Consider the following 25,983-nt stretch of genomic DNA (forward strand, 5'->3'; position numbering starts at 1 on the left):
GAGCTATGACATGAACACTTCCAAGAAGATCGCGCTGGTCACCGGCGCCACCCGCGGCATCGGCGCCGAGACCGTGCGCCAGCTGGCCCAGGCCGGCGTGCACGTGATCCTGGCCGGCCGCAGTCAGCAGGCTGCCGAGCAGGTCGCGCAGACGCTGCAGGCCGAGGGCCTGTCGGTTGAGGCGCTGCAGCTGGACGTCACCGACACGGCCAGCATCACCGCCGCGGTGCAGGCCGTGCAGGGCCGCCACGGCAAGCTGGACATCCTGATCAACAACGCCGGCATCGTCGCCGACGAGAGCGACAAGCTGCCCTCCGAGCAGTCGCTGCAGACCTGGCGCAAGACCTTCGACACCAACCTGTTCGGCCTGGTCGAGACCACCCAGGCGTTCCTGCCGCTGATCAAGGCCGCCGAGGCCGGGCGCATCGTCAACGTGTCCAGCGCGCTGGGCTCGCTGACCCTGCACAGCGACCCGGACTCGTTCATCTACCACTTCAAGATCCCGGCCTACGACGTGTCCAAGAGCGCGGTCAACGCCTGGACCATCCACCTGGCCTATGAGCTGCGCGACACGCCGGTCAAGGTCAACACCATCCATCCGGGCTACGTGAAGACCGAGATGAATTACAGCGACGGCGAGCAGCGCGGCGAGATCGACGTGCCGGAAGGCGCAAAGACCAGCGTGCAGATGGCGCTGATCGGCGCCGACGGCCCGACCGGAAGTTTCACTTACCTGGGACAGGTGCTGCCATGGTGAGGCATGTATTGGGCATCGGCGTCGCCTCGGCGCTGCTGGCCGCCTGCACGGTCGGGCCGGACTACGTGCGTGCCGATGCGCCGCGCGCGGAGACCTTCGTGCAGGCGCCGGTGACCGCGCAGGTCGCCGGCAGCGAGAGCACGGCCGAGCGCGAGTTCTGGCGGGCCTTTAATGATCCGCAGCTGTCCTCCCTGGTCGAACGCGCGCTGCTGCAGAACCACGATGTGCGTATCGCCCTGGCGCGCTACGACCAGGCCCGCGCGCTGTCCCGCGACGCCGGCTACGCGCGGCTGCCGCAGCTGGACGCCAATGCGCAGGCCGAGCGCGTGCGCAGCAGCGCCGACCAGGCGCCGGGCGTGGATCGCGATGGGCGCGACACGCACAACTACGTCGGCGGGCTGGGCGTGAGCTGGGAGCTGGATCTGTTCGGCCGCCTGCGGCGCGCCAGCGAAGCCAGCCGCGCCGATGCGCAGGCGGCCTCGGCCGACCTGGCCGCCATGCAGGTGGCCATCGCCGCCAGCGTGGCGCAGGGCTGGTTCGAACTGCGCGGCCTGCAGTCGCAGCTGGACATCGCCCGCGAGAACGCCGCCACGCAGGAGCGCACGCTCAAGCTGCTGCAGGCGCGCACGGAGGCCGGCTTCAGCGATGCCTTCGACGTGGACCGCGGCCGCGCGCAGCTGGAAGCCACGCTGGCGCGCATTCCCTCGCTGGAAGCGGCCGAGGCCGTGGCGGCCAACCGCATCGCGGTGCTGGTGGGCGCCACGCCGGAGTCGATGGCGGCCGAGCTGATGACCAGCGGCGCGTTGCCGACCCTGCCGGCGGCGCCGCTGCCGGGCACGCCGTCGGACCTGCTGCGCCGCCGTCCGGACGTGGCGGCGGCCGAGCGTCGGGTGGCCGCGGCCACCGCGCGCGTCGGCGTGGCCACGGCGGATCTGTTCCCGCGCTTCAGCCTGGGGGCCTTGTTCGGCACGCAGGCGCTGGGCAGCGGCGCGTTGTTCGCGCGCGACAGCGAGACGCGCGTGCTGTCGCTGGGCCTGGACGGCGGTTTCCTCAACGTGGGCCGCGTGCGTGCGCGCATTGCGGCGGCGAACGCGCAGACCGCGCAGGAACTGGCCGCCTATCAGCAGACCGTCCTGCGCGCGCTGGAGGACACCGAGAACGCGCTGGTGCGGGTGGATCGCAGCCGGACCGAATCGGCCCATCTGGACCAGGCCGCGCAGGCCGGCACGCGCGCCGCGCAGGTGGCACGCCTGCGGCTGGACAACGGCGCGATCGACACGCTGGACATGCTTGAGGCCGAGCGCACGCGCCTGGACAGCCAGGACGCGGCGATCCAGGGCCGCGTGCGCAGCGGCGTGGCGATGGTGCAGCTGTACGCCGCGCTGGCCGGCGGCTGGCCCGAGTACGTCGCGGCCGAAAGCCGGCCGCCGCCGTCGCCGGGCGCGGCGGCTGCGGAGCGGGCGGTGGCGCTGCAGGAGGTGCGGTGATTGGGCCTTGGTGGCGGTGACGAAGCTATCGCCACCGCACGGCCTTGAGGCGTTTTGCCTTGCGCTAGCGCGCGTGCAGGTTTGAAGGCCGAGGCACGCATGCGGTCCGGAGGCCGAGGAGGGCGCCGGCATCATGAGGGAGCCGCCATGGCGGCGAGTGGCTTTACCGGTAGCGCCTCATCGCCGCCATGGCGGCTCCCACGTGTAGAGCGGAGCTTGCTCCGCTGGGGCCTTCCCATGATCCGGCCGAAAAGCAGCGGAGCAAGCTCCGCTCTACAGGCAGGCCGCTGAGATTTGAGGAGACAGTTGCTCCCACTACAGCAGAAGGCGCTGAGTGGCCGAAACGCGCGGTGCTATCGCCGAGCCGAGAAATGGCGCCTCCCCTTTCGCGCAGCGAAGGGGGAGGTTGGGAGGGGGTGCTTTTGTTTTTGCTTTTGCCGTTGCCATTGCCGCTGCCCTTCCCGCGAAAAGCGAACCTTCCGCTAAAACGCTAGCCGCGACTTCAAGCTCCCCTTGGCCTGCGGCCAAAGGGAAGGGCAAATCACTCAGCCATGCAGCTTGATCGCCGTCTGCGCCACGCGCTGGCCCTGGTAGCGGGCGCCGTCCAGGTCGATCCTGGAGGGCTGGCGCGCGCCGTCGCCGCCGGCCAGGGTGGTGGCGCCGTAGGGCGCGCCGCCGGCGACCTCGTCCAGCGTCATCATCTCCTTGAAGCCGTAGTCCAGGCCCACGACCACCATGCCGAAGTGCAGCAGGTTGGTGATGATCGAGAACAGCGTGGTCTCCTGGCCGCCGTGCTGGGTGGCGGTGGAGGTGAAGGCCGCGCCGACCTTGCCGTGCAGGGCGCCCTTGGCCCACAGGCCGCCGGCCTGGTCGAGGAAGTTGGCCATCTGCGAGGCCATGCGGCCGAAGCGCGTGCCCACGCCGATCACGATGGCGTCGTAGTCGGCCAGCTCGTCGATCCTGGCGATCGGCGCGGCCTGGTCGAGCTTGTAATGCGAGGCCTTGGCGACCTCCTCGGGCACCAGCTCGGGCACGCGCTTGATGTCCACCTGCGCGCCGGCGCTGCGCGCGCCTTCGGCGACGGCCTGGGCCATCGCTTCGATGTGCCCGTAGGCGGAGTAGTACAGGACGAGGACCTTGGCCATGGCACGCGACTCGCTTTCTCGAAGGGAGCGCGGACCGTAGCAGGGCCTGGCGTCAGGTCACGTCATCGCCGCGTCGCGCCGCCGGCCTCGTCGAGCAGTTCGCGTACCAGCGTCACATAACGGCGCTGCGCGATCTCCTGCGCGGTGCCGCGCAGGCGTTCCCAGGCCTCGTACTTGGCGCTGCCGACGTAGTCGAAGAAGCCCGGCTTGTTGCCGTGCACATCGCCCTCGGTGCCTTGCTTGTACAGGCCGTACAGGCGCAGCAAGGTGTCGTTGTCGGGCCGTTCGGGCAGGGTCTGGACGTCCAGCGTGGCCTGTTCGAATTCGGTGGCGGCGATCTGGGCCATGGCGCCCGGTTCCAAGGTGGGGAGCGCGCGATCTGAGCACGCCGGCCCGCGCCGGTCACGTTGCGCTGCACAGCGCCGCGCGCTTCAGCGCGGCACGCGCACCATGCGCTGCAGCAGGTGCTCGACGATGTTTTCGGGCTGGCGGGTGCGGCCCACGTGGGTAGGCGAGACCTGGACGATGGCGCTGCGCCGGGCGGTGAGGAAGTGGAAGCGCGCGCGTGGCGGCAGCTGCGCCACCGGGCCGGCGCCCGCATCGCCGCGGCACACCGCCACCAGCGCGTCCAGCCAGGCGCGCGTGGTCTCCAGATCCAGGGCCGGGGCGAAGGCGCGCAGACGCGGTTCGTCGATCTCCACCGCGGCCTGCAGCTGGCGCGCGCCGGGGCAGGAGACGATCACACCGACATTGATGAACTCCTCGCGCTCCACCCGCGGCACCACGCGGATGACCGCATAGTCATACGTGTGCAGCGTGGGCATCGATGGCCTCCTGCACGAAGGCGGCGCGCGCGTCGCGGCGCCGCTTGAGGTAGTCGACATAGGCCTGGCGATGCGCGGCCACGTCCGCGAAGAACGGCTCGCCCTCCAGCCAGGCGTCGGGCACGGCCGCGGCGATGCGCTCGATCAGCGCGTCGGTCAGCCGCGGCGCCAGCTCCGCATCGGCCTGGGCGATATGGTCGGCGAAGGGCAGCAGCACGTGATCGCGGATCAGCACGAACGGGCGCTCGCAGGCCTGGCCGGCATGCTCCCAGTCGTGGTGGAAGTACAACGCCGCGCCGTGATCGATCAGCCAGGGCCGGCGATGCCAGACCATCAGGTTGGGATTGCGCGCGGTGCGGTCGACGTTGCTGATGAAGGCGTCGAACCAGACGATGCGCGAGGCCAGCTGCGCCTCGACCGCCATCGCCGCCGGGTCGTAGTTGAGCGCGCCGGGCAGATAGTCCAGGCCCAGGTTGAGGCCTTCGCTGGCGCGGATCAGGTCCTGGATCTCCGGATCGGGCTCGGTGCGGGCGAACTCGCGATCCAGCTCGACCAGGGCGATCTCCGGCACCGGCAGCTCCAGCGCACGCGCCAGCTCGCCGGCGATCAGCTCGGCGACCAGCGCCTTGGGCCCTTGCCCGGCGCCGCGGAACTTGAGCACATACAGTCCGTCGTCGTCGGCTTCCACCACGGCCGGCAGCGAGCCGCCTTCGCGCAGCGGCGTGACATAGCGCGTGGCCTGGACGGTCTTCAGTGGCAGGGCGGCGGGCGACATGGCCGGCAAGCCTAGCCGATGGACCGCGATTCGGGGGAAAGCCGCACGCCGCGGCGAGGTCACCGGCCCTGACTTTCGGCCCAGAGAAGGCGCGCTAGGCCGGTGCTAGAGTCGGGCGGCTGCGTGGCATCGATGCGCGGCAGCGCCCTTTTCGCCCTCGGGGAATGACATGCAGCTTCAAGGAAAGTGCTGGTCGACGGCGCTGGCCGCCGGCCTGATCGGCCTCTGCGCCACCGGCCCGGCCCTGGCCGGCTACGACGCGCCGCCCGAACACCTGCTCAAGGTGCTCAAGGCGCCGCCGCCGCCCACGCCCAGCGTCGATCCCACCGGCCAGCGCCTGTTGCTGACCACCGCGCAGACCTATCCGTCCATCGAGCGCGTCGCGCGGCCGTACTACAAGCTGGCCGGCGTGCGTCTGGAGCCGGCCAACCGCAGCCGCCACGACACCCAGGCCGGCTATGGCATTCCCGCCTGCGTGGCCGACTTCACCCTGGTGGACATCGCCAGCGGCCAGACGCGCAAGGTCGCGCTGCCCGCCGGTGCGTGCCCGGGCGCGGCGATGTGGTCGCCGGACGGCACCCAGTTCGCCTTCCAGAACGTCACCCCGACCTCGGTCGAGCTGTGGCTGGGCGATGCGCGCAGCGGCCAGGCGCACCCGGTGCCGGGCGTGGCGCTCAACCCGATCTTCAACAGCGCCGTGCAGTGGCTGGACGGCAGCAAGACCCTGCTGGTCAAGCGCGTGCCCGCCGGCCAGGGCGCCGCGCCGGTCGACGACGGCGCCTCCGGCCCGGACATCCAGCAGTCGCTGGGCGGGCAGGGCGAGAGCAGCACCTACGAGGCGCGCGACACGCTCAAGAGCCCGCTGGACGAAGCGCGCTTCGTCTACTACGGCACCTCGCAGCTGGCGGTGGTCGATGCGGCCAGCGGCCAGGTGCGCGATGTCGGCGCCCCGGCGATCTACGACGACGTCGACGGCGCGCCCGATGGCGTGCATGTGCGCACCGAGGCGATCCAGGCGCCGTACTCGCATGCGGTGACCTATCAGCGCTTCGCCCGCGACGTGGCGGTGCTGGACGTGTCCAGCGGCAAGTCCACGCTGATCGCGCGGCTGCCGCTGGCCGACCGCGTGCCGGTGCACGGCGTGCCCGAAGGCCCGCGCGAGTTCGGCTGGCGCGCCACCGAGCCGGCCACGCTGCTCTATGCCGAGGCCCTGGACAAGGGCGACTGGAACGTCACCGTGCCGCATCGCGACCGCGTGCTGATGCGCAAGGCGCCGTTCACCGCCGCGCCGGTGGAAGTCACGCGCACGGCGCAGCGCTTCGCCGGCTATGCCTTCACCGCGCAGCCGGGCGTGTCGTTCCAGTTCGAGTCCGACGAGAACCGCCACTGGCAGACCACGCGCATCGTGGACATCGACAAGCCGGGCGATCCGGGCCGCGTGCTGTGGGACATGTCCAGCGACGAGCTGTACAAGGACCCGGGCATGTTCGTGTACCGGCGCCTGCCCAACGGCGCGGTCGTGGTGCGCCAGGACGGCAACCGCGTGTTCCTGCGCGGGCAGGGCGCCTCGCCCCAGGGCGACCGGCCGTTCCTGGACCGGCTGGACCTGGATTCGCTGAAGAGCGAGCGCCTGTTCCGCAGCGGCACCGACGACTACGACCAGTTCCTCGGCTTCACCGCCGCCTCGGGCCAGTTCCTGACCTGGCACCAGTCGCTGATGGATCCGCCCAACGCCTACCTGCGCACGCTGGGCCAGCCGCTGGCCGACGCGGCCGAAGGCGAGGCGCAGTTCGCCTCGCAGGGCAGCGCGCTGACCCATCTGCCCGACCCGACGCCGGAAGTGCGCCAGATCAAGAAGCGCCTGGTCACCTACAAGCGCGCCGACGGGCTGGACCTGTCCTTCACCCTCTACACCCCGCCCGGCTACAAGGAAGGCACGCGCCTGCCGGCGGTGCTGTACGCGTATCCGGCCGACTTCGCCTCCAGCGCGCAGGCCGGGCAGGTGAGCGGGTCGCAGAACACCTTCACCCGCCTGCCGTACTACCGCCTGCTGCTGCTGGCCGGCTACGCGATCATCGACAACGCCAGCTTCCCCATCGTCGGCGATCCCAAGACCGCCTACGACACCTACCTGGAGCAGCTCACCGCCGACGCCAAGGCGGCGGTGGACAAGGCGGTGGAACTGGGCGTGGTCGACCGCGATCGTATCGGCGTCACCGGCCACAGCCATGGCGCGCTGATGACGGCCAACCTGATCGCGCACACCGACCTGTTCCGCGCCGGCATGGCCACCAGCGGCTCGTACAACAAGACCTTCACCCCGTTCGGCTTCCAGAATGAGCGCCGCTCGCTGTGGCAGGCGCGCGATGTGTACCTGAAGGCCTCGCCGTACTTCTATGCCGACAAGATCAAGCTCCCGTTGCTGCTGATGCACGGCGAGGACGACGCCAACCCCGGCACCGAGCCGTTCCAGTCGATCAAGCTCTACCAGGCCATCCGCGGCAACGGCGGCACCACCCGTCTGGTCATGCTGCCGCACGAACCGCACTGGTACACCGCCCTGGAGTCCAACGCCCAGGAGGTCTACGAGATGCTCAACTGGTTCGACACCTACGTGAAGCCAGCCAAGCCGGTAAAGCCGGCGAAGTAGGAGGCGGCTTAGGGAGCGTTGAGACGAGGGCGGCATCGGACGATGCCGCCTTCGTTGTTTTTGACTCTTCGTTGAAGCGCGGCTTGGGGGCACGGACTTCGCCAACCAGCCTCGACCCGGCCGGGCACGGCTCCTCGGCTCGATCCGCCATCCAGGGCCGCCTCTGAGATGGGGTGGATTGACCGCGCTTCATGCTGCGGTGGGAGCAACTGTCTCCTCAACTCCAGCAGCCGCACTTCTGTAGAGCGGAGCTCGCTCCGCTGGGGCCTTCCCCACGAACCGAACGAAGAGCAGCGGAGCGAGCTCCGCTCTACAGCTGGGAGCCGCCATGGCGGCGATGAGGCGCGGCCGGGGGAGCCCCATCGCCGCCCGGGGGGCTCCCACAGGGATTGGACATTCGCAAGGCTGATCGCACCTGCTGCTGCGACGAACCGTCCAGGCTCTCGCTCTCTGCCTAACCGGCCAGATCGAGGCTGCGGCTGATGGATCAGAACGCCTTTCGACTTTCGATCCGAAGTCCTCGGCGTGATGCGCGCAGCAGCGGTCCGGCGGGCGTGGGCCGCGCCTAGCGAGGCAGGAAGCCGAGCGCCCGAATCAGGGCAGGATGCCCTGATTGAGGGAAAAGCGGCCCCCGCCCGCCGGACCGCTGCCCTTCCGAAGCCAAGACGCTCAACTGCAACGCGACCTCAGGATCGCGAGGAGAGCCTGCTTTCGGTGCACCGACCGAAAGTCCCTGGATTCCCGCGTTCGCGGGAACGACGAGGGGGGGTATTTAGGCGGGGCAGATGCTCTGACCGAGGGAAAAGCAGCCTCCGCCCTTCGGACCGCTGCGCCTCCGAAGTCTAGGCGCGCAGACGCCGCGATCCCTCGATCAGAAGAGGAGCCTGCGCTCAGCCATGCTCGTGATGCCGCTTGTTGTCGTGCGGCGGAGCGGGGCGGTTGCTGGCGCGGTCGTTGCCGTGCTGCGGCGGGCGCGGCATCTGGGCCGGGAACGGCCGTTCGCTCTGGCGGCTGACCCAGGCCGGGGGCGGCATGCGCATCGCCTGTGCGGGACGCGGCTCGGCGCGCGGCGGCGCAGGACGCGCATTCTCCCAGTGCGGCATCGGCGCCGTCGCACGCGCGCTGGCGGCCATGGGCGCGAACGCCGCCGGCGCCTCGTGCCGCGCATGCCGGTCGTCGCCCGGCCCCGGACCGTTCATTGATGCCGCGCGCGCCATGTCCATCCGCGCTGGTTGAGGCGCAGGGGTATTCATCGCGAACGCACGCGGCGCCGGCATGGGCGCATGCGGCGGCGGGTTGCCATGGAACCCCGCCACACGTTCGCCCGCGGGAACGGGCGGCATCAGCGCCGCCGGACGCGGCGCGCTGAGCCTGGCCGGCAGCGCCTGCGCCATCCCGGACATGGGCGGCGGCGCATGCACCGGCTGCCCGGCCTGCCACATGGCGCGGTTGAAGTGCGGCATCGCCATGGCCGTCCCGGGCGCAGGCGCACCGAAATGCTGCGGCGCGCTGACCAGCGTGCCGTTGTTGTTGATCACCGTGGCATGGCCATGCAGGTCGTAGCTGATGTTCTGCACCGTCGTGCGCTGGTTGATGCGCTGGACCACCACCGGCGGCGGCGCGAAGCGCTGCTGCTGGTAGGCGACATAAGGCGGAATGCCCGGCGGCGCATGCCAGGCCACGCCCCAGGCCTGCCAGCCCCAGGGCGGCGGCGGGGGCGGCGGCGGACCGCCCCAGCCGCCGTGGAAGCTGCTCCCGACCAGCACGCCCAGCCCGAAGGACACCACCCCGGTGGCCAGCAGATCGCCCGTGCTCCAGGCCGGCGGCGGCCGGTAGCCGTAGACGCGGTGGACATAAAGCGGTTCGCCATAGACCACATCCGGATCGTAGCGCGGCACGTAGACCCGCTCGGGCTGGGCTGGCTCGATGATGATGGTGGTCGCCGGCGCGGGCACGACGGTCGCGACCGCACTGGCCGGGGCGGCCTCACTGCGCACCACGCTGACCCGCTGCTGGGCCGTGTCGCGCAGGTGGCCCGAGGCCTGCGCGCGCTGGCGCATGACCTGCACCGCATTGAGCACATCGCCCGGTTCGGCCGCGTAGGCCTGGCCCAGCGCCGTGGTCCAGGGCAGGTTGCCGGCCAGCTGATCCATCACGTCGGGGAACTGGGTCAGCGCCTTGACGCCCGGGTCCCAGGGCTGCGCGTTGGCCGCCTGCATCCTGGCTTCAGGCGACAGGCCTGACTGGTCGTGCAGCCACTGGTCGGCCTGGGTGACCTGGACCGGGTAGACCGACGCGGCCAGGGTCTGGGCGACCAGGCGATCGGGGAACAGCGCGATCGGCGCGACCAGGCGATACAGATCCTGCGCATCGGGCAGCGGCGCGGCCGGAGCCGGCGCCGCGGCGGGAGGCAGCGCGGCCTGCGCCGGCGGTGCCGGGGCGGCGGTCTGGGTCTGCGGACAGCCGCTCAGGGTGGCGGCCACCGCAAGCGCCAGCAAGGCGGGGGCGCGCGGCACGCGCGCGAGGGAGGTAGGACGGACGGCACGCATGATGCAGCTCCGGGCAGGTTGGATCGCGGCGGCGAGCATGGGCCCGCCTAGCTGTCGGCAACCTTTCTGTTTCCGCGTCCTCCGCCTCGATCTACGAGGGCGTGAAGCGGCGGTTCAGCGCGCTCGGGAGGCCGGGTCAGACCGGATCCGCCGCGCCGGGAAGGCGGGCGATCACCTTGATCTCGAAGTCGAAACCCGACAGCCAGGTCACACCCACCGCCGTCCAGGTGGGATAGGGCGGCTGCGGGAAGACCTCGTCCTTGATCGCCAGGACCGTCTCGAGCTGGCGCTCGGGATCGGTGTGGAAGGTGGTGACATCGAGCACGTCGTCCAGCCCGCAGCCAGCGGCTTTCAGCGTCGCCTGCAGCTGCGCGAACGCCTGCCGGACCTGGTCGGCGAAGTCCGGCTCGGGCGAGCCGTCCTCGCGGCTGCCGACCTGCCCGGCCACGAACAGCAGCCCACCGCTGCGCACGGCCGGTGCGTAGCGGTGCTGCGTGTAGAGCGCCTGCCGGCCTTCAGGGAAGACCACGTCGCGCGTATGCATGTTGTTCGTCTCGGGAGCGGCCATCTGGGCCGGGAGGAGGCACTCTAGGGGCCGGCCATCGCGCGAAAAACCGGGCGATTGCGGTATCACTATTCGCGCAGCGCAAACAATGCGCGACCGGAGGACGCAGGATGGACCGACTCGAGGCGATGCGCGTGTTCGCCAGCGTGGTCGAAGCGAGCAGCTTCACCAAGGCGGCGGCCGCGTTGCGCATCAGCAAGACCAGCGCGACACAGCTCGTGCAGCAGCTGGAGGCGCACCTGCAGGTCAAGCTGCTCAACCGCACCACGCGCCGGGTCAGCCCGACCGCGGACGGGCTGACCTATTACGCGCAGGTGGTGCGCGTGCTGGCCGACATCGAAGATGCGGAAGACAGCCTGGCGGCCGCGGCGACGGCGCCGCGTGGCCGCCTGCGCGTGGATGTCCCCAGCCCCTGGGCGCGCTTCGTGCTGCTGCCGGCGCTGCCGGATTTCCTGGCGCGTTATCCGGACATCCGCTTCGACATCGGCGTCAGCGATCGCGCAGTCGATCTGATCGGCGAACAGGTGGACTGCGTGGTGCGCGCGGGCGTGATCACCGATCCCTCGCTCGTCGCGCGGCATGTGGGCCAGCTGGAGATTGGCCTCTACGCCGCACCGTCCTATCTGGCGCGCCATGGCACGCCCACCCATCCCGACGCGCTGACCCAGGCGGCGCACCGGGTCGTGGGGTTTCGTTCCCCGCGCACCGGCAAGGTGCTGGAACTGGCCCTGCACAAGGGCGACGAACACCTGGTGCCGCGTATCCGCCCGGCCGTCACCCTGGACGATGGCAATGCCTGCCTGGCCGCGGGAACCGCCGGGCTCGGCCTGCTCTGTCTGCCGCAGTACATGACCCGCGAGGCGCTGGCCTCGGGCGCGCTGGTGCGGCTGCTCGACGACTGGCGGCTGGAGCCGATGCCGCTCTCGATCGCCTACCGGGCCAACCGCCATCCCAACCGCAAGCTGCGGGCGTTCATCGATTGGGTGGTGGAACTGGTCGACGCGCGCGACGCGAGTGCCGTCCTTCCACGTTGAAGCACGGCGAACACGCCGGATCGGCCCATGTGCCCGTAAGGCATTTGTCGAACGCGCGAGCGCGTGCAGGCCCCGCCGTGGTCCGGGCCATACACTGGGCGCGATGCTACGTCCCTGAAGTTGTTCGCATGACCTCGCTTCCCATCACCACACCCATCACCGCCGCGCTGCTGCAGGGCGCGGTCGAGATCTCATCCACCGCGCTGGGCGTGGTGCCGCACCGGCTGCCGGCATGGGCCCGCGCACAGTGCGGCGATCCGCAGCTGGCGATGGCCGAGGCCCAACCCTCGGGCGTGCGGCTGGTGTTCCGCACCCGCGCCACGGCCGTCGCACTGCAGGCCTTGCGCACGCGGCGCGTCTATGCCGGCCTGCCGGCGCGGCTCGACGGGGTCTACGTCCTGATGCTGGGCGAGCAGGTGCTGGCACAGGCGTCGCTGCCCGGCGGTCACACGCTGACGATCGACATGGCCGCCGGCAGCGCTGTGCGTGAGCACGGCGAGCCGGGTGTGTTGCGTTTCGACGATCTGCCCGAGGGCGACAAGACGCTGACGCTGTGGCTGCCGCACGACGAAGCGGCCGAGCTGATCGCGCTGCACAGCGATGCGCCGCTGCAGCCCGCCGCCGCGGACATGCGGCGGCGCTGGGTGCATCACGGCAGTTCGATCAGCCACGGCAGCAACGCCACGGCGCCGCATGCGATCTGGCCGGCGATCGCGGCGGCACGCGGCGGCGTGGCGCTGACCAACCTTGGCTTCGGCGGCAGCGCGCTGCTGGATCCGTTCGTGGCGCGCACGATCCGCGACCTGCGGGCCGACCTGATCAGCCTCAAGCTCGGCATCAACCTGGTGAACACCGATTTGATGCGCCTGCGTGCGCTGGGGCCGGCGGTCCATGGCTTTCTCGACACCATCCGCGAGGGCCACCCCGACACGCCGCTGCTGCTGATCTCGCCGATCCTGTGCCCGATGCACGAGACCACGCCGGGCCCCACGCTGCCCGACACCGCCGCGCTCGCCCGCGGCGAATGGCGCTTGCTGGCCTCCGGCGATCCGGCCGAGGTCGCGCGCGGCAAGCTGGCCCTGCAGGTGATCCGCCGCACGCTGTCCGACCTGGTGGCCCAGCGCCGCGCGCAGGATCCGAACCTGCATTACCTCGATGGCCTGGCCCTGTACGGGCAGGCCGACGCCGAGGCGCTGCCACTGCCCGACGGCCTGCATCCGGACACGTCCACGCACCGGCTGATCGGCGAGCGCTTCGCCGCGCGGGCCTTCGTCGAAGGCGTGTTCGGCCGCTGAGCGGCCTGCGCTTCAGTCGAAGCGCAGCCGCAGCCCCGCATAGACGCCGAAGCCTTCGCCCGGCGTCGAGCGCGCCGCATCGCCGCCGGCATCGTCGTAGCCCGGCGTGACCGTGGCCGCGTAGTGCCGGTCGCCGAGATTGCGGGCCTCGACCCAGGTCTGCCAGCGCCCGCCCGGCGCGTCCAGGCCGATGCGCGCGCCGAAGATCACGTGGGAATCGGCCCAGAAGCTGTTGGCGTAATCCACCGCCATCTTCGAGGCGTATTCGGCGTTGAGCGCGGCATAGGCGCCGGAAGGATGGTCGTAGCGCAGCTCGCCCTGGTAGAAGTGCCGCGGCAGGCCGGGCAGGCGGTTGTCGCCGAAGCGCGCGTCGTAGCGATAGCGGAAATCGCTGAAGGTATAGGCCTGGCGCAGCGACAGGCGGCCGGCGTCGGCCTGCCACAGCGTGCTGTCCAGCCCGGCCTCCAGGCCGCGGTGGCGGGTCGGGCTGGCGTTGGATTCGGCCACCACCAGGTTGGGCACCGGCTGGATCTCCACGCTCAGCAGTTCGTGCCGCACCTGCGCGTCGTAGGCAGTCAGCTCCCAGCGACCCAGCGCGCTCTCGCCGCGCGCGCCCAGCTCCAGCGTGGTCGCGGTCTGGTTGCGCAGCGGCACCGGCGTGCTCTGCCGGCCGGTGGCCGGGCCGCTGCCGGCGGGGAAGTAGAACGGCGAACCCCAGATCATCGACCACGGGTGCGGCGGTTCCACCGAGCGGCTCAGGTTGCCGAACAGCTGCAACTGCGGGCTGGCCTGCCAGGTGAAGCCCAGGCGCGGCGCGCTGTCCCAGTCGTGCGCGCTCAGGCGCCCGCCGCTGGCCGGCCAGGTCACCGCGACCTCGCGGTTGGTATGCACCGCCGCCAGGCCGGTGATCAGGTGCAGCGCCGGCGTCAGCGCCAGGTCGTTGCCGACATGCAGTACCGCATCGGTGCCCAGGTGTTCGAAGCGCCGGGTCAGCGTGCCGGCCGGATACCCGTTGCGGGCGAAGCGCAGGGTCTCGCGCACGTTCGCGTCCAGGTCGTGGATGACGCGCAGGCCGACGGTGGTCACGCTGTCGCGGCCGAACAGGCGGTGGCGGTGGGTGTAGTCCAGCGTGGCGCCCAGGTCGCTGTAGTCCAGCTGCTGGCGGTACAGGCTCTCGTTGAGGTCCATCGGGAAGCGGTGATAGACCAGCCCGGCCTGCAGGGTCGAGGCCTCGTCGATGCGCAGCGTGGTGACGTTGCCGATCCAGGTGCTGCCCGGCTGCGGGCGGCGCGCGTCGATGGCCAGGTTGGCCGGATTGGCCTGGCGCGGATCGTCGCGCAGCTGCGCGCGGGTCAGGCGGCCGGGCGTGTCGTGCTCGGTCTCGCGGTAGCGCAGGATCAGGCGCGTGCTGAGGTCCGGGCCGAGCTGCCAGCCGAAGTTGGCCATCGCGCCCTTGCCGCTGCCGCTGGCGTGCGCCTGGTAGCCGTCGGTGCGGCTGTCGACCAGGTTGAGGTAGTAGTCGAAGTCGCCCGCGACGCTGCCCACGCCCAGGCTGGCATTGCGGTAGCCGAAGCTGCCGCCTTCGAGCCGCAGCTCGGTGCCGGGCGAATCCAGGCCGCTGCGGCTGACGTAGTCGATCGCCCCGCCCAGGGTCAGCGCACCGCGGTCGAAGCCGTTGGCCCCGCGCAGCACCTCGACCCGGCTCATCCACAGCGGCTCGATCAGCTCATACGGCGTGCCGCCAGAGAAGGTCAGCGGCAGCCCGTCCAGCGAGACCGACACGCCCGAGGCGTGCGCGCCCGGCGCGCGGTTGATGCCCGAGCCGCGGATCGACACCTTGACCCCTTCGTTGCCCGGCGATTGCGCGTAGATCCCGGGCTGGTAGGCCAGCACGTCGGCGGTGCCGGCCACGCGGCCATCGCCCACCTGGGTCAGGTCGATCACATTGCCCGCGCCGGGGACGCGGGCCAGCGCCTGGCGCGCCTGTTCGAGGGCTTCATTGCGCTTCGCCGCGACCCGCACCGTGTCCAGCGTGGTGGCCTGGTCGGGCGGGACGTCCTCGGCGTGGGCGGGGAGCGCGCCCAGGCCGGAGGTGGCGGCGGCGAGCGCGAGGAGGCGGGGAAGGCGGGGGGAGCGCAGCGTGATCTGGGTCATCGAATGGATCGCAAGGAGCAGGGCGCGCGCCTGCGCCCGGGCGGCGATGAGGCCGCCGTCGCGCGGGACGGGCAGGAGAAGGCGACGGGTCAGCGGCGCCGGACGGGGCGCATCTTTGCTGTGAACCTAAATTAAGTCAATCAGGTTGACAGACGCATTGGGCTGCGAAGTCGACTCGCGACCCGGAGCGCGTTGAGCTGCTGCGCCGCTGCGTGCGCGATGCGTTTCCAGGATTTGGACGCCTCTCTGTAAATGTTATAAAGTAACAAAAAGACCTCCGGTCCCCGTCCGGTCTCAGCCCCTTCTCATTCGCCCAAGGGGGGCACGCCGCTGCGGCGCGCCGGGCTTCCCCACCAAGCCATCGCCATGTCCCTCTCCCCCGATTCCCACGCTTCCAAGCTGCCCGTCACCGTGCTGTCCGGCTTTCTCGGCGCCGGCAAGACGACCCTGCTCAACCACATCCTCAACAACCGCGAAGGCCGGCGCGTGGCGGTGATCGTCAACGACATGTCCGAGGTCAACGTCGATGCCGACCTGGTGCGCCAGGGCGGGGCCGAGCTCTCGCGTACCAACGAGAAGCTGGTGGAGATGAGCAACGGCTGCATCTGCTGCACGCTGCGCGAGGACCTGCTGGTCGAGGTCGACCGGCTGGCGCGCGCCGGCCGCTTCGACCAGCTGGTGATCGAATCGACCGGCATCTCCGAGCCGCTGCCGGTGGCCGAGACCTTCACTTTCGAGGGCGCCGACGGCCGCAGCCTGGGCGAGGTCGCGCGGCTGGACACGATGGTCACCGTGGTGGACGCGTTCAATTTCCTGCGCGACTACGGCTCGCGCGACAGCCTGCAGCGGCGTGGCGAATCGCTGGGCGAACAGGACGCGCGCACGGTGGTGGACCTGCTGGTGGAGCAGATCGAGTTCTGCGATGTGATCGTGCTCAACAAGCTCGACCTGGTCGATGCCGAGCAGCGCCAGCGGCTGATGGCGATCCTGCGCGGGCTCAACCCGCGCGCGCGGATCGAGCCGGCGCAGTTCGGCGTGGTGCCGCTGGAGCGCGTGCTGGACACCGGCCTGTTCGACTTCGACCAGGCCGCCACCGCGCCGGGCTGGCTCAAGGAGCTGCGCGGCGAGCACGTGCCGGAGAGCGAGGAATACGGCATCGACAGCTTCGTCTACCGCGCGCGCCGGCCGTTCCACCCGCAGCGCTTCCACGCCTGGGTCAACAGCGAATGGCCCGGCGTGCTGCGTTCGAAGGGCCACTTCTGGCTGGCCAGCCATCCGACCCTGGCCGGCGAGTGGTCGCAGGCCGGCGCCGTGGCCCGGCACAAGGCCGCCGGCTACTGGTGGGCAGCCGTGCCGCCGGAGCGCTGGCCGGACGATCCGGACCATGTGCGCACGATCCGCGCGCACTGGGTCGAGGGCGTCGGCGATGCGCGCCAGGAACTGGTGCTGATCGGCATGGACATGGACCGCGACGCCCTGTGCGCGCGCTTCGATGCCTGCCTGCTGACCGACGCGGAGATGGCCCGCGGCGTCCACGCCTGGCTGCAGTGGCCCAATCCCTTCGCCGGCTGGCCGGCCGCGGACTGATGTTCCTCCGACACGTCGGTTTGCGCCGCGTGCCCCTCTTTTCTTCTTCGTTCTTAAGGTCCATGTCGCTGCCGTTGCCCGATGTCTGTCTCGATGAATCGCCGTCCCAGCCGGCGCCGCTGTCCTGGGTCGGCATGGGCGGCATCGACTTGCCGCTGCGGTTGGACGAACCCGGCTGCCAGCGCCTGCTCGACGCGCGCGTGGACGCGCAGGTCGACTTGCCGGACGCGCGCGCCAAGGGCATCCACATGTCGCGGCTGCATCGTCAGCTGGACCACCTCGGCGTGGAGGCGCCGCTGAGCCCCGCGCGGGTGCAGGCCCTGCTCAGCGCCATGATCCACAGCCATGCCGACTGCGGCAGCCGCCGCGCGCGTGTGCAGCTGGGCCTGGCGCTGCCCGTGCGCCGGCCCGCGCTGCGCACGCCCGGGCTGGCCGGCTGGAAGACCTATCCGGTGCGGATCGCGGCCAGGCTGGATGGCGGTGGCCTGGCGCTGCGCGTGCAGGTCGCGGTGACGTATTCGTCCACCTGTCCGTGCTCGGCGGCGCTGGCGCGGGCGGTGGTGGCCGATGCCTTCCTGCGCGATTTCCAGGCGCGGGCCTCGGTGGACACGCAGGAGGTAACGCGCTGGCTGAGCGCCAACGCCAGCCTGGCCACGCCGCACAGCCAGCGCAGCGTGGCGCAGGTGGCCATCGACGTGCCGGCTGAGGTGGCGGGCTTCGGCCTGCTGGCCTTGATCGACCGGGTCGAGGCCGCGCTGGGTACGCCGGTGCAGACGGCGGTCAAGCGCGAAGACGAGCAGGCCTTCGCCATCGCCAACGGCGCCAACCTGATGTTCGTCGAGGATGCGGCGCGGCGCATCCTCGCGGCGCTGGAAGGCCGCTACGCGCGGCCCGGCGTGCAGGTCACCCATGCCGAGAGCCTGCATGCGCACGACGCAGTGGCCTGGGCCGGCGCGCCGCTGGAGCAGGCGGCATGAGCGCGGTGCGCGAGCCGGAGCAGATTCCGGTCACGCTGCTGACCGGCTTCCTGGGCAGCGGCAAGACCACGCTGCTCAACCAGCTGGTGCGCCAGCCGGAGCTGGCCGACGCGCTGGTGATCGTCAACGAGTTCGGCGAGATGGCGCTGGACCATCTGCTGATGGTCCACAGCCGCGAGCAGACCGTGCTGGAGCTGGGCGGCGGCTGCCTGTGCTGCAACGTGCGCACCGACCTGGTGGAGGTGCTGCGCGATGCGCCGTGGCGCTTCGCGCGCCAGGGCCGGCGCCAGTTCCGGCGCGTGGTCATCGAGACCACCGGCCTGGCCGATCCGGTGCCGATCGTGCACACGCTGCTGGGCCATCCCGACGTGGCCGGCCGCTATGCGCTGGACGGCGTGGTGACCACCGTCGATCTGGCCACGGCCCAGGCCAGCCTGGACCTGCACGAGGAAGCGGTGCGCCAGGTGGCCATCGCCGATGTGCTGCTGCTGACCAAGGACGATCTGGTGGAGGACGCCGCGCGCGCGGCGTTGGAGCAGCGCCTGCGCCGGCTCAATCCGGCCGCGCCGCGCCATCGCGTGCGTCACGGGCAGGTCCCGGCGGCGGCGCTGCTTGGACTGGGCCTGTTCTCGGTGGAGGGCAAGCAGCCGGACGTGGTCGCCTGGTTGAACGAGGAGGCCTATCTGCCGCTGCCGGCGGCGCCGGCCTTCGCCTTCCAGCTCGGCATGCGCCAGCTCGAAGCGCAGGCCGCGGCGCCGGACCCCAATCGCCACGACGACCATGTGCAGGCCTTCTGCTTCCGCATCGAGGAGCCCATCGCCGAGCAGGTGCTGGGCCTGTGGCTGGACACGCTGGTCGGCATGCTCGGCCCGGCCCTGCTGCGGATCAAGGGCATCGTCCACGTGCAGGGGCAGGCGGGGCCGCTGGTCGTGCATGCGGTCCAGCAGCTGTTCCATCCGGCGCAGGCCCTGCCGGCCTGGCCCGATGACGATCGCGACTCGCGCCTGGTCTTCATCACCCGCGACGTGGAGCCGGCGCTGATCACCCAGACCTTCGAGGCGTTCCGCACTTCGGCGGCGCTGCGTCCGGTGTCCTCGGGTGTCTGGCCGCCACAGGCGCGGGGGCCTGCCTGACAGGAATGTCGGGAGCGGCAGTGACCAACGGCACATGGGTTCGTGCGCGGCGCAGGCTAGTGTTACTAGATAACAATTCGGAAAGGTTTCTCATGCGTCGTCTCCTGCTGTCGGCCGCCATCGCCGCCACCTGCATTCCCTCAGCCCTGGCCGTCGAAGGCATGTGGCAGCCGGCCCAGCTGCCCAAGATCGCCGGCGATCTCAAGGCGCACGGGCTCAAGCTCGATCCGGCCGCGCTGACCGACCTGACCGGTTACCCGATGGGCGCCATCGTCAGCCTGGGCGGCTGCACGGCCTCCTTCGTCAGCCCGCAGGGCCTGGTGGTCACCAACCACCACTGCGCCTACGGCGCGCTGCAGTACAACTCCACGCCGCAGAAGAACCTGATCGAGGACGGCTTCCTGGCCAGGAGCGTCGGCGAGGAACTGCCCGGTTCGCCCGACATGCGCGTATTCGTGACCGAGGAGATCCGCGACGTCACCAAGGAGATCACCGGCGGCCTGCGCGATGACATGGCGCCGCTGGATCGCTACAAGGCGATCGAGCAGGCGATCAAGGCGCAGGTCAAGGGCTGCGAGCGCGACGGCTACCGCTGCGACGTCTACACCTTCCACGGCGGCTACAGCTATCAGCTGATCCGCCAGCTGGAGATCAAGGACGTGCGCCTGGTCTACGCGCCGCCCGAGTCGATCGGCAAGTTCGGCGGCGACATCGACAACTGGATGTGGCCGCGCCACACCGGCGATTTCAGCTATCTGCGCGCCTACGTGTCCAAGGACGGCAAGTCCGCCGAATACTCCAAGGACAACGTGCCCTACCAGCCCAAGCACGTGCTCAAGGTCAATCCGCAGGGCCTGGAGGAGGGCGACTACGTGATGGTAGTCGGCTATCCGGGCCGCACCAACCGCTATCGCCTGGCGCAGGAAGTGCAGGCGGCCATCGACTGGCAGTACCCGACCCAGATCAAGATCTACCAGGACAGCCTGGCCATCATCGATGCCGCGTCCAAGGCCAACCCGGAAATCGGGGTGAAGTACGCCAACACCGTGGCCGGCCTCAACAACTATCTGAAGAACTTCGGCGGCCAGCTCGAAGGCCTGCGCCGCGCCGACGCGGTGGCGGTCAAGCAGCAGCAGGAAGCGCAGCTGGACGCCTGGCTGGCCGCGCGCAAGGACGGCGATGCCAAGGCCCTGGCCGGCGACATCGCCCAGCTCAAGCAGGTGCTGGCCGGCACCGCCGCCACGCGCGATCGCGACCTGGACCTGAGCCTGCTGCAGCGCTCGGCGCTGTTCTCCACCGGCCTGCGCCTGACCCGCCTGGCCGGTGAGCGCGCCAAGCCGGACATGGAACGCGAGCCGGGCTACCAGCAGCGCGACGAGGCGCGCATCGAGGGCGCGCTCAAGCAGATGGACCGTCGCTACGACGCCGGCGTGGACCAGCAGTTCCTGACCTATGCGCTGCTGCGCTACGTCAAGCTGCCGCAGGCCCAGCGCCTGCCGGCGCTGGACGCCTGGCTGGGTGGGGCGCGCGACGAGGCGGCGATCAAGGCCAAGGTGGCCGCGCTGTACGCCGGCAGCAAGCTGGGCGACGGCCAGGCCCGCCTGGCCTATTTCAAGGACGATGCCAAGACGCTGGCCGCGCAGGACGACAGCATGCTCAAGCTGGCCGCGGCCCTGCTGCCGCAGCTGAAGACCCTGGAAGACGAGGCCGACACGCGCGATGGCGTGCTGTCCAAGCTGCGCCCGCGCTACATGCAGGCGATGATCGCCTGGAAGGATTCGCAGAAGCTGCCGGTCTACCCGGATGCCAACAGCTCGCTGCGCGTGACCTACGGCAACGTGCAGGGCGTGGCGCCGCGCGATGCGGTGAGCTACGCGCCGTTCACCCACGCCGAGGGCATCGTCGAGAAGGCCACCGGCGAGGTGCCGTTCAACGCCCCCAAGGCGGAGCTGGACGCGATCAAGGCCAGGGACTTCGGTCCGTATGCCTCGAAGAAGCAGGGCACGCTGCCGGTGGACTTCCTGGCCGACCTGGACATCACCGGTGGCAACTCCGGTTCGCCGGCGCTGGACGGCAACGGCCAGCTGGTCGGCCTGGCCTTCGACGGCAACTGGGAGTCGGTGAGCGGCGACTGGCTGTTCAATCCCAAGCTCAACCGCTCCATCCAGGTCGACGTGCGCTACATGCTGTGGGTCATGGACCACCTGGACCACGCCGACAACCTGCTGCAGGAAATGGGCGTGGGCAAGCGCTGATCCGACGCATCGCGGTGTAAATGCAACGGCCCGGTCGCAAGACCGGGCCGTCGTCGTTTCAGGCGGCGCTGGCGGTTTGGTGAGGCGTCAGGGCTGCAGTTCGCTGCGCAGGCCCTCGGCCAGCAGCGCATCGTCCACGTCGCGATACCAGTCCTCCGGGCCGGCGGCCACGGCTTCGACGTACAGCCCCTGCGCATCCTGCAGCGGTGGGCGGCGCAGGTGGACGATCGACACACCGCGCGCGTCCAGCGAGAGCAGCACGCGCTGCGCGGTGCGCATCAGCTCGGCCGAGCTGGTGTGTTCGTCGGTCGGCCGCAGGGCCAGGCGGTAGGTGTGGGAGGTGGACGGGGACATACGGCGGGGAGGAAGGCGGCGGGGCAGGGTAGCCCAGTGCGCGTGCGGCAGGTGTCGCCGCACGGACCGCAGGCCATAGCGGCTGACAGGCTGCCGACAGTGTTGCCGCGATAACGGTCGGCCCAATGGGGCCTGAGCTCGTCGTTCCCGCGAAAGCGGGAATCCATGGACGTCCGCGCGCAGCGACGACATTGCGCTGCGCTCAACCCGCCTTAGCGCTCACCCCAGAATGCCCGGCAGATCCAGGCCCTTCTCCCGCGCGCAGTCGATGGCGATGTCGTAGCCGGCGTCGGCATGGCGCATCACGCCGCTGGCCGGGTCGTTCCACAGCACGCGGGCGATGCGCCTGGCCGCGGCGTCGGTGCCGTCGCAGACGATGACCATGCCGGCGTGCTGGGAGAAGCCCATGCCCACGCCGCCGCCGTGATGCAGCGAGACCCAGGTCGCACCGGAGGCGGTGTTGAGCAGGGCGTTGAGCAGGGGCCAGTCCGAGACCGCGTCCGAGCCGTCGGCCATGGCCTCGGTCTCGCGGTTGGGCGAGGCCACGCTGCCGCTGTCCAGATGGTCGCGGCCGATCACCACCGGCGCCTTGAGCTCGCCCTTGGCGACCATCTCGTTGAAGGCCAGGCCCAGGCGATCGCGGTCGCCCAGGCCGACCCAGCAGATCCGCGCCGGCAGGCCCTGGAACTTGATCTTCTCGGCGGCCATGTCCAGCCAGCGGTGCAGGTGCGGATTGTCGGGAATCAGCTCCTTGACCTTGGCGTCAGTCCTGGCGATGTCCTCCGGGTCGCCGCTCAGCGCGGCCCAGCGGAACGGGCCGACGCCGCGGCAGAACAGCGGGCGGATGTAGGCGGGGACGAAGCCTGGGAAGTCGAAGGCGTTGGCCACGCCTTCCTCCAGCGCCATCTGTCGCAGGTTGTTGCCGTAGTCCACGGTCGGCACGCCCAGGGCATGGAAGCCGAGCATGGCGCGGATGTGGTGGGCCATGGAGGCGCGCGCGGCCCGTTCGACTTCCTTAGGTGCGGACACGCGCTTCTCGTCCCACTGCACGACAGTCCAGCCCTGCGGCAGGTAGCCGTTGACCGGGTCGTGGGCGGAGGTCTGGTCGGTGAGCAGGTCCGGCTTGACGCCGCGTGCCAGCAGCTCGGTCAGCACATCGGCGACGTTGCCGAGCAGGCCGACCGACAGCGGCTTCCGGGCCTGACAGGAATCCTCGATCAGGCGCAGCGCCTCGTCCAGCGAGTCGGTCCAGGTGTCCAGATAGCCGGTGCGCAGGCGCATGTCGATGCTGCTCTTGCGGCATTCCACCGCCAGGCAGGAGGCGCCGGCCATCACCGCGGCCAGCGGCTGCGCGCCGCCCATGCCGCCCAGGCCGCCGGTGAACAGCCAGCGCCCGGACAGGTCGCCGCCGTAGTGCTGCCGGCCCATCTCCACGAAGGTCTCGTAGGTGCCCTGCACGATGCCCTGGGCGCCGATGTAGATCCAGCTGCCGGCGGTCATCTGGCCGTACATGGCCAGGCCCTTGCGGTCCAGCTCGTTGAAGTGGTCCCAGTTGGCCCAGCGCGGCACCAGGTTGGAGTTGGCGATCAGCACGCGCGGCGCATCGGCATGGGTGCGGAACACGCCGACCGGCTTGCCCGACTGCACCAGCAGGGTCTGGTCGTCGTCCAGGCGCTTGAGCGTCTCGATGATGGTGTCGAAGCTCTCCCAGTCGCGCGCGGCGCGGCCGATGCCGCCGTAGACCACCAGTTCCTCCGGGCGCTCGGCCACGTCGGGATGCAGGTTGTTCTGCAGCATGCGCAGCGGTGCCTCGGTCAGCCAGCTCTTGGCGGTGAGCGAGGGGCCGGTCGGGGCCTGGATGCGGCGGGACGGATCGCGACGGGTCATGGTGAGTCCTGATGATGGGACGGTGCGCCCATGGCGGGCGCGTGGTGGGCGAGGGGATGGGTGCCGGCGAAGTCCAGGCAGGCGGCGAGCACCTCGCGCAGCGTGTCCTGCACGGCCTGCGCGCGGGCCTGCGAGAACGGCGTGGGCCAGTTCCCGGGGGTGACCGGATCGGGTTCGTCCATGTAGCCGCGGCAGGCCAGCTCCATCTGGATCGCATGCACGCCGCGCCGCGGCCGGGCGTGATGGCGCGTGATCCAGCCGCCCTTGAAGCGGCCATTGCGCACATGGCTCAGGCCGCTGGCGGCGCAGACGCGCTCGACCGCGTCGGTCAGCGCCGCGTCGCAGGCGGCATCGCCGTTGCTGCCGATGTTGAACTGCGGCAGCTCGCCCTCGAACAGGTGCGGGATGCGCGAGCGGATCGAATGGGCGTCGTAGACCACGATGCAGCCGTGGCGCGCGCGCAGGCGTTCGATCTCAGCGGCCAGCGCATCGTGGTACGGCGCGAACCAGGTCTCCCGCCGGCGCGTGATCTCCGCCTCGTCCGGCGCCAGCCCCTGCCGGTAGAGCGGCTGGTCGTCGAAGGTGGTGGTCGGGCACAGGCCGGTGGTGTTCTGGCCCGGATACAGCGAGGCGCCGGACGGGTCGCGGTTGACGTCGATCACCGAGCGACTGATCGCGGTGCGCAGCGTGGTGGCGCCGAGCGCGCGGGCGAAGGCGTAGAGCTGGTGCACATGCCAGTCGGCATCGCGCCTTGCCAGCCAGGGCGAGACGAAGTCGCCCTCGAGCCCGGCCGGGAGCTCGGTCCCGGTATGCGGAAAGCTGACGATCAGCGGCGCCTGGCCGCGATGAAGTTCCAGCCACTCGGGAAGGTCGCTCATCCGCGCATGTCTCCCACAGTCCGACGAATACTCAGCCCGTCATCCCCGCGAACGCGGGGATCCAGGGACTTGCGTGCCATGCCGGAACCTCGCGGCAGCGCGCTCACGCCGCCCGATCCACGCCCGGCAGCCCCGGACCGTCCGCGCCGACCGCCTCGACCAGCGCGCCCCCGCGCACCAGCGCCGTCGCGACCACCATGTCCGGATGAAAATAGCGGTCCTCCTGCAGCGTCGGCACCTGCGCGCGCAGCAGCGCCCGCACCGACTCCAGCGCGGCGCTGGACGCCAGCGGCGCATGGAAATCGCAGCCCTGCGCGGCGGCGAGCAGCTCGATGCCGACCACGTTGGCGGCGTTGCGCGCCATGTCCAGCAGCCGGCGCGCGCCGTGCGCGGCCATCGAGACGTGGTCTTCCTGGTTGGCCGAGGTCGGGATGGAATCCACACTGGCCGGCATCGCGCGCTGCTTGTTCTCCGACACCAGCGCCGCGGCGGTGACCTGCGGGATCATGAAGCCGGAGTTGAGGCCCGGCCGCGGCGTCAGGAACGCCGGCAGCCCCGACAGCGCCGGGTCGACCAGCATGGCGATGCGGCGCTCGCTGATCGAGCCGATCTCGCACACGGCCATGGCCAGCATGTCGGCGGCGAAGGCCACCGGCTCGGCGTGGAAGTTGCCGCCGCTGAGCGCCTCGCCGGTGTCGGTGAACACCAGCGGGTTGTCGGACACGCCGTTGGCCTCGATCTCCAGCGTGCGCGCCGCCGCGCCCATCACGTCCAGCGCCGCGCCCATCACCTGCGGCTGGCAGCGCAGGCAGTAGGGGTCCTGCACGCGCACGTCGTTCTCGCGGTGCGATTCGCGGATGGCGCTGCCGGCCATCAGCGCGCGCAGCGCGTCGGCCACGGCGATCTGCCCGGGCTGGCCGCGCAGGGCGTGGATGCGCGGGTCGAACGGCGTGTCCGAACCCTTGGCCGCCTCGGTGGACAAGGCGCCTGTGACCAGCGCCGCCTGGAACACGGTCTGGATCTCGAACAGCCCCGCCAGCGCGTAAGCGGTCGAATACTGGGTGCCGTTGAGCAGGGCCAGGCCCTCTTTGGCGCCCAGCACGCACGGCGCCAGGCCGGCCCGCGCCAGCGCATCGCTCGCCGGCAGGCGCTGGCCTTCGAAGAACGCCTCGCCCGTGCCGATCATCACCGCGGCCATGTGCGACAGCGGCGCCAGGTCGCCGGAGGCGCCGACCGAGCCCTGGCAGGGCACCAGCGGCAGCACGTCGCGCTGGAGCATGGCTTCCAGCAGCGCCAGCGTGGCCGGCTGCACGCCGGAGGCGCCCTGCGCCAGGCTCGCCAGCTTCAGCGCCAGCATCAGCCGCACCACCGGCGCAGGCATCGGCTCGCCGACGCCGGCGGCGTGCGAGAGCACGATGTTGCGCTGGAGCGTGGCCAGGTCCGCATCGGCGATGCGCACCGTGGCCAGCTTGCCGAAGCCGGTGTTGATGCCGTACACCGGCGCGCCGGTGTCGACGATGGCCTGCACGGTCTGCGCGCTGCGCGCGACCGCGTCGTGGCAGGCGGGATCGAGCTGCACGGCCGCGCCGCGATAGACGGCGCGCCATTGCGCCAGGCTGACGGCGCCGGGGCGCAGCACAAGAGAGTCGGTCACGCGGAATACTCCGGTCGTTCGGG

Annotated in this window: 19 protein-coding genes and 1 pseudogene; 9 read left to right on the plus strand and 11 right to left on the minus strand. The window is 70.8% G+C overall.

Annotated elements, in window-relative coordinates; all coding sequences use genetic code 11:
• Nucleotides 1-10: 10 nt before the first annotated feature.
• Entirely contained in the window at nucleotides 11-757 is a 747-nt protein-coding gene (locus WFQ05_RS01320; protein WP_130522358.1) for an SDR family oxidoreductase, read from the plus strand.
• Nucleotides 754-2,244 carry an efflux transporter outer membrane subunit gene (locus tag WFQ05_RS01325; RefSeq protein WP_337052299.1) on the plus strand — a complete coding sequence of 497 codons (1,491 nt, stop codon included), beginning with the start codon at nucleotides 754-756 and terminating at the stop codon, nucleotides 2,242-2,244. The genes WFQ05_RS01320 and WFQ05_RS01325 overlap by 4 nt, the downstream gene beginning before the upstream one ends.
• A gap of 545 nt (nucleotides 2,245-2,789) precedes the next feature.
• On the opposite strand, the gene wrbA is transcribed toward WFQ05_RS01325, so the two are convergent.
• The 4 genes from wrbA to WFQ05_RS01345 all read right to left on the minus strand — a co-directional run bounded on the left by wrbA (nucleotide 2,790) and on the right by WFQ05_RS01345 (nucleotide 4,967).
• Entirely contained in the window at nucleotides 2,790-3,389 is a 600-nt protein-coding gene (wrbA, locus tag WFQ05_RS01330; protein WP_130531127.1) for an NAD(P)H:quinone oxidoreductase, read from the minus strand.
• A 62-nt stretch (nucleotides 3,390-3,451) separates the two neighbouring features.
• A complete protein-coding gene (locus tag WFQ05_RS01335; RefSeq protein WP_130519598.1) occupies nucleotides 3,452-3,736 on the minus strand; it encodes an acyl-CoA-binding protein in 285 nt (94 codons plus the stop codon).
• Between the two features lie 84 nt (nucleotides 3,737-3,820).
• The gene (locus WFQ05_RS01340) at nucleotides 3,821-4,213 is read right to left on the minus strand and encodes a DUF3037 domain-containing protein (RefSeq protein ID WP_130522361.1); all 393 of its coding nucleotides are present in this window, start codon (nucleotides 4,211-4,213) and stop codon (nucleotides 3,821-3,823) included.
• The gene (locus tag WFQ05_RS01345; RefSeq protein ID WP_337052733.1) at nucleotides 4,191-4,967 is read right to left on the minus strand and encodes a HipA family kinase; all 777 of its coding nucleotides are present in this window, start codon (nucleotides 4,965-4,967) and stop codon (nucleotides 4,191-4,193) included. Before WFQ05_RS01345 ends, WFQ05_RS01340 begins: the two co-directional genes overlap by 23 nt.
• 190 nt (nucleotides 4,968-5,157) lie before the next feature.
• On the opposite strand from WFQ05_RS01345, the gene WFQ05_RS01350 reads away from it, so the two are divergent.
• On the plus strand, nucleotides 5,158-7,638 hold the full coding sequence (locus tag WFQ05_RS01350) for a prolyl oligopeptidase family serine peptidase (protein ID WP_337052300.1): 2,481 nt from the start codon (nucleotides 5,158-5,160) through the stop codon (nucleotides 7,636-7,638).
• An 890-nt stretch (nucleotides 7,639-8,528) separates the two neighbouring features.
• Here the strand turns inward: WFQ05_RS01350 and WFQ05_RS01355 are convergent.
• On the minus strand, nucleotides 8,529-10,187 hold the full coding sequence (locus WFQ05_RS01355; protein WP_337052301.1) for a DUF3300 domain-containing protein: 1,659 nt from the start codon (nucleotides 10,185-10,187) through the stop codon (nucleotides 8,529-8,531).
• Nucleotides 10,188-10,323: 136 nt separating this feature from the next.
• Entirely contained in the window at nucleotides 10,324-10,731 is a 408-nt protein-coding gene (locus WFQ05_RS01360) for a RidA family protein (protein ID WP_337052302.1), read from the minus strand.
• 131 nt (nucleotides 10,732-10,862) lie between these two features.
• On the opposite strand from WFQ05_RS01360, the gene WFQ05_RS01365 reads away from it, so the two are divergent.
• Together WFQ05_RS01365 and WFQ05_RS01370 are read left to right on the plus strand one after the other, a co-directional pair.
• Nucleotides 10,863-11,786: a LysR family transcriptional regulator gene (locus tag WFQ05_RS01365; RefSeq protein WP_337052303.1), complete on the plus strand. Its 924-nt coding sequence runs from the start codon at nucleotides 10,863-10,865 to the stop codon at nucleotides 11,784-11,786.
• Between the two features lie 128 nt (nucleotides 11,787-11,914).
• Nucleotides 11,915-13,081, plus strand: a complete 1,167-nt coding sequence (locus WFQ05_RS01370; protein ID WP_337052305.1) for an SGNH/GDSL hydrolase family protein — start codon at nucleotides 11,915-11,917, stop codon at nucleotides 13,079-13,081.
• 12 nt (nucleotides 13,082-13,093) lie between these two features.
• Here WFQ05_RS01370 and WFQ05_RS01375 read toward each other — a convergent pair whose 3' ends face one another.
• On the minus strand, nucleotides 13,094-15,235 hold the full coding sequence (locus WFQ05_RS01375; RefSeq protein ID WP_337052306.1) for a TonB-dependent receptor: 2,142 nt from the start codon (nucleotides 15,233-15,235) through the stop codon (nucleotides 13,094-13,096).
• Nucleotides 15,236-15,601: 366 nt separating this feature from the next.
• Here WFQ05_RS01375 and zigA point away from each other — a divergent pair, with 366 nt between their 5' ends.
• The 4 genes from zigA (at nucleotide 15,602) to WFQ05_RS01395 (ending at nucleotide 21,187) form a co-directional block, all read left to right on the plus strand.
• Nucleotides 15,602-16,822, plus strand: a complete 1,221-nt coding sequence (gene zigA, locus WFQ05_RS01380; protein ID WP_337052308.1) for a zinc metallochaperone GTPase ZigA — start codon at nucleotides 15,602-15,604, stop codon at nucleotides 16,820-16,822.
• Between the two features lie 62 nt (nucleotides 16,823-16,884).
• Complete coding sequence (folE2, locus tag WFQ05_RS01385; protein ID WP_337052310.1) at nucleotides 16,885-17,799, plus strand: GTP cyclohydrolase FolE2; 915 nt, start codon at nucleotides 16,885-16,887, stop codon at nucleotides 17,797-17,799.
• A complete protein-coding gene (locus tag WFQ05_RS01390) occupies nucleotides 17,796-18,932 on the plus strand; it encodes a GTP-binding protein (RefSeq protein WP_337052311.1) in 1,137 nt (378 codons plus the stop codon). The genes folE2 and WFQ05_RS01390 overlap by 4 nt, the downstream gene beginning before the upstream one ends.
• A gap of 92 nt (nucleotides 18,933-19,024) precedes the next feature.
• Entirely contained in the window at nucleotides 19,025-21,187 is a 2,163-nt protein-coding gene (locus tag WFQ05_RS01395) for a S46 family peptidase (protein WP_337052312.1), read from the plus strand.
• A gap of 87 nt (nucleotides 21,188-21,274) precedes the next feature.
• Here the strand turns inward: WFQ05_RS01395 and WFQ05_RS01400 are convergent, their stop codons facing one another.
• The 4 genes and pseudogenes from WFQ05_RS01400 to hutH all read right to left on the minus strand — a co-directional run bounded on the left by WFQ05_RS01400 (nucleotide 21,275) and on the right by hutH (nucleotide 25,960).
• Nucleotides 21,275-21,541, minus strand: a complete 267-nt coding sequence (locus WFQ05_RS01400) for a hypothetical protein (protein WP_130519626.1) — start codon at nucleotides 21,539-21,541, stop codon at nucleotides 21,275-21,277.
• 219 nt (nucleotides 21,542-21,760) lie between these two features.
• Nucleotides 21,761-23,428 carry a urocanate hydratase gene (hutU, locus tag WFQ05_RS01405; RefSeq protein ID WP_337052314.1) on the minus strand — a complete coding sequence of 556 codons (1,668 nt, stop codon included), beginning with the start codon at nucleotides 23,426-23,428 and terminating at the stop codon, nucleotides 21,761-21,763.
• Between the two features lie 19 nt (nucleotides 23,429-23,447).
• A pseudogene (gene hutG / locus WFQ05_RS01410) lies at nucleotides 23,448-24,306 on the minus strand (N-formylglutamate deformylase); the annotation flags it as partial.
• A gap of 103 nt (nucleotides 24,307-24,409) precedes the next feature.
• On the minus strand, nucleotides 24,410-25,960 hold the full coding sequence (gene hutH, locus WFQ05_RS01415) for a histidine ammonia-lyase (protein ID WP_337052315.1): 1,551 nt from the start codon (nucleotides 25,958-25,960) through the stop codon (nucleotides 24,410-24,412).
• Nucleotides 25,961-25,983 lie beyond the last annotated feature (23 nt).

It is taken from the genome of Pseudoxanthomonas sp. USHLN014 (genome assembly GCF_037153335.1).
In the GTDB taxonomy this organism is placed as follows: domain Bacteria; phylum Pseudomonadota; class Gammaproteobacteria; order Xanthomonadales; family Xanthomonadaceae; genus Pseudoxanthomonas_A; species Pseudoxanthomonas_A winnipegensis.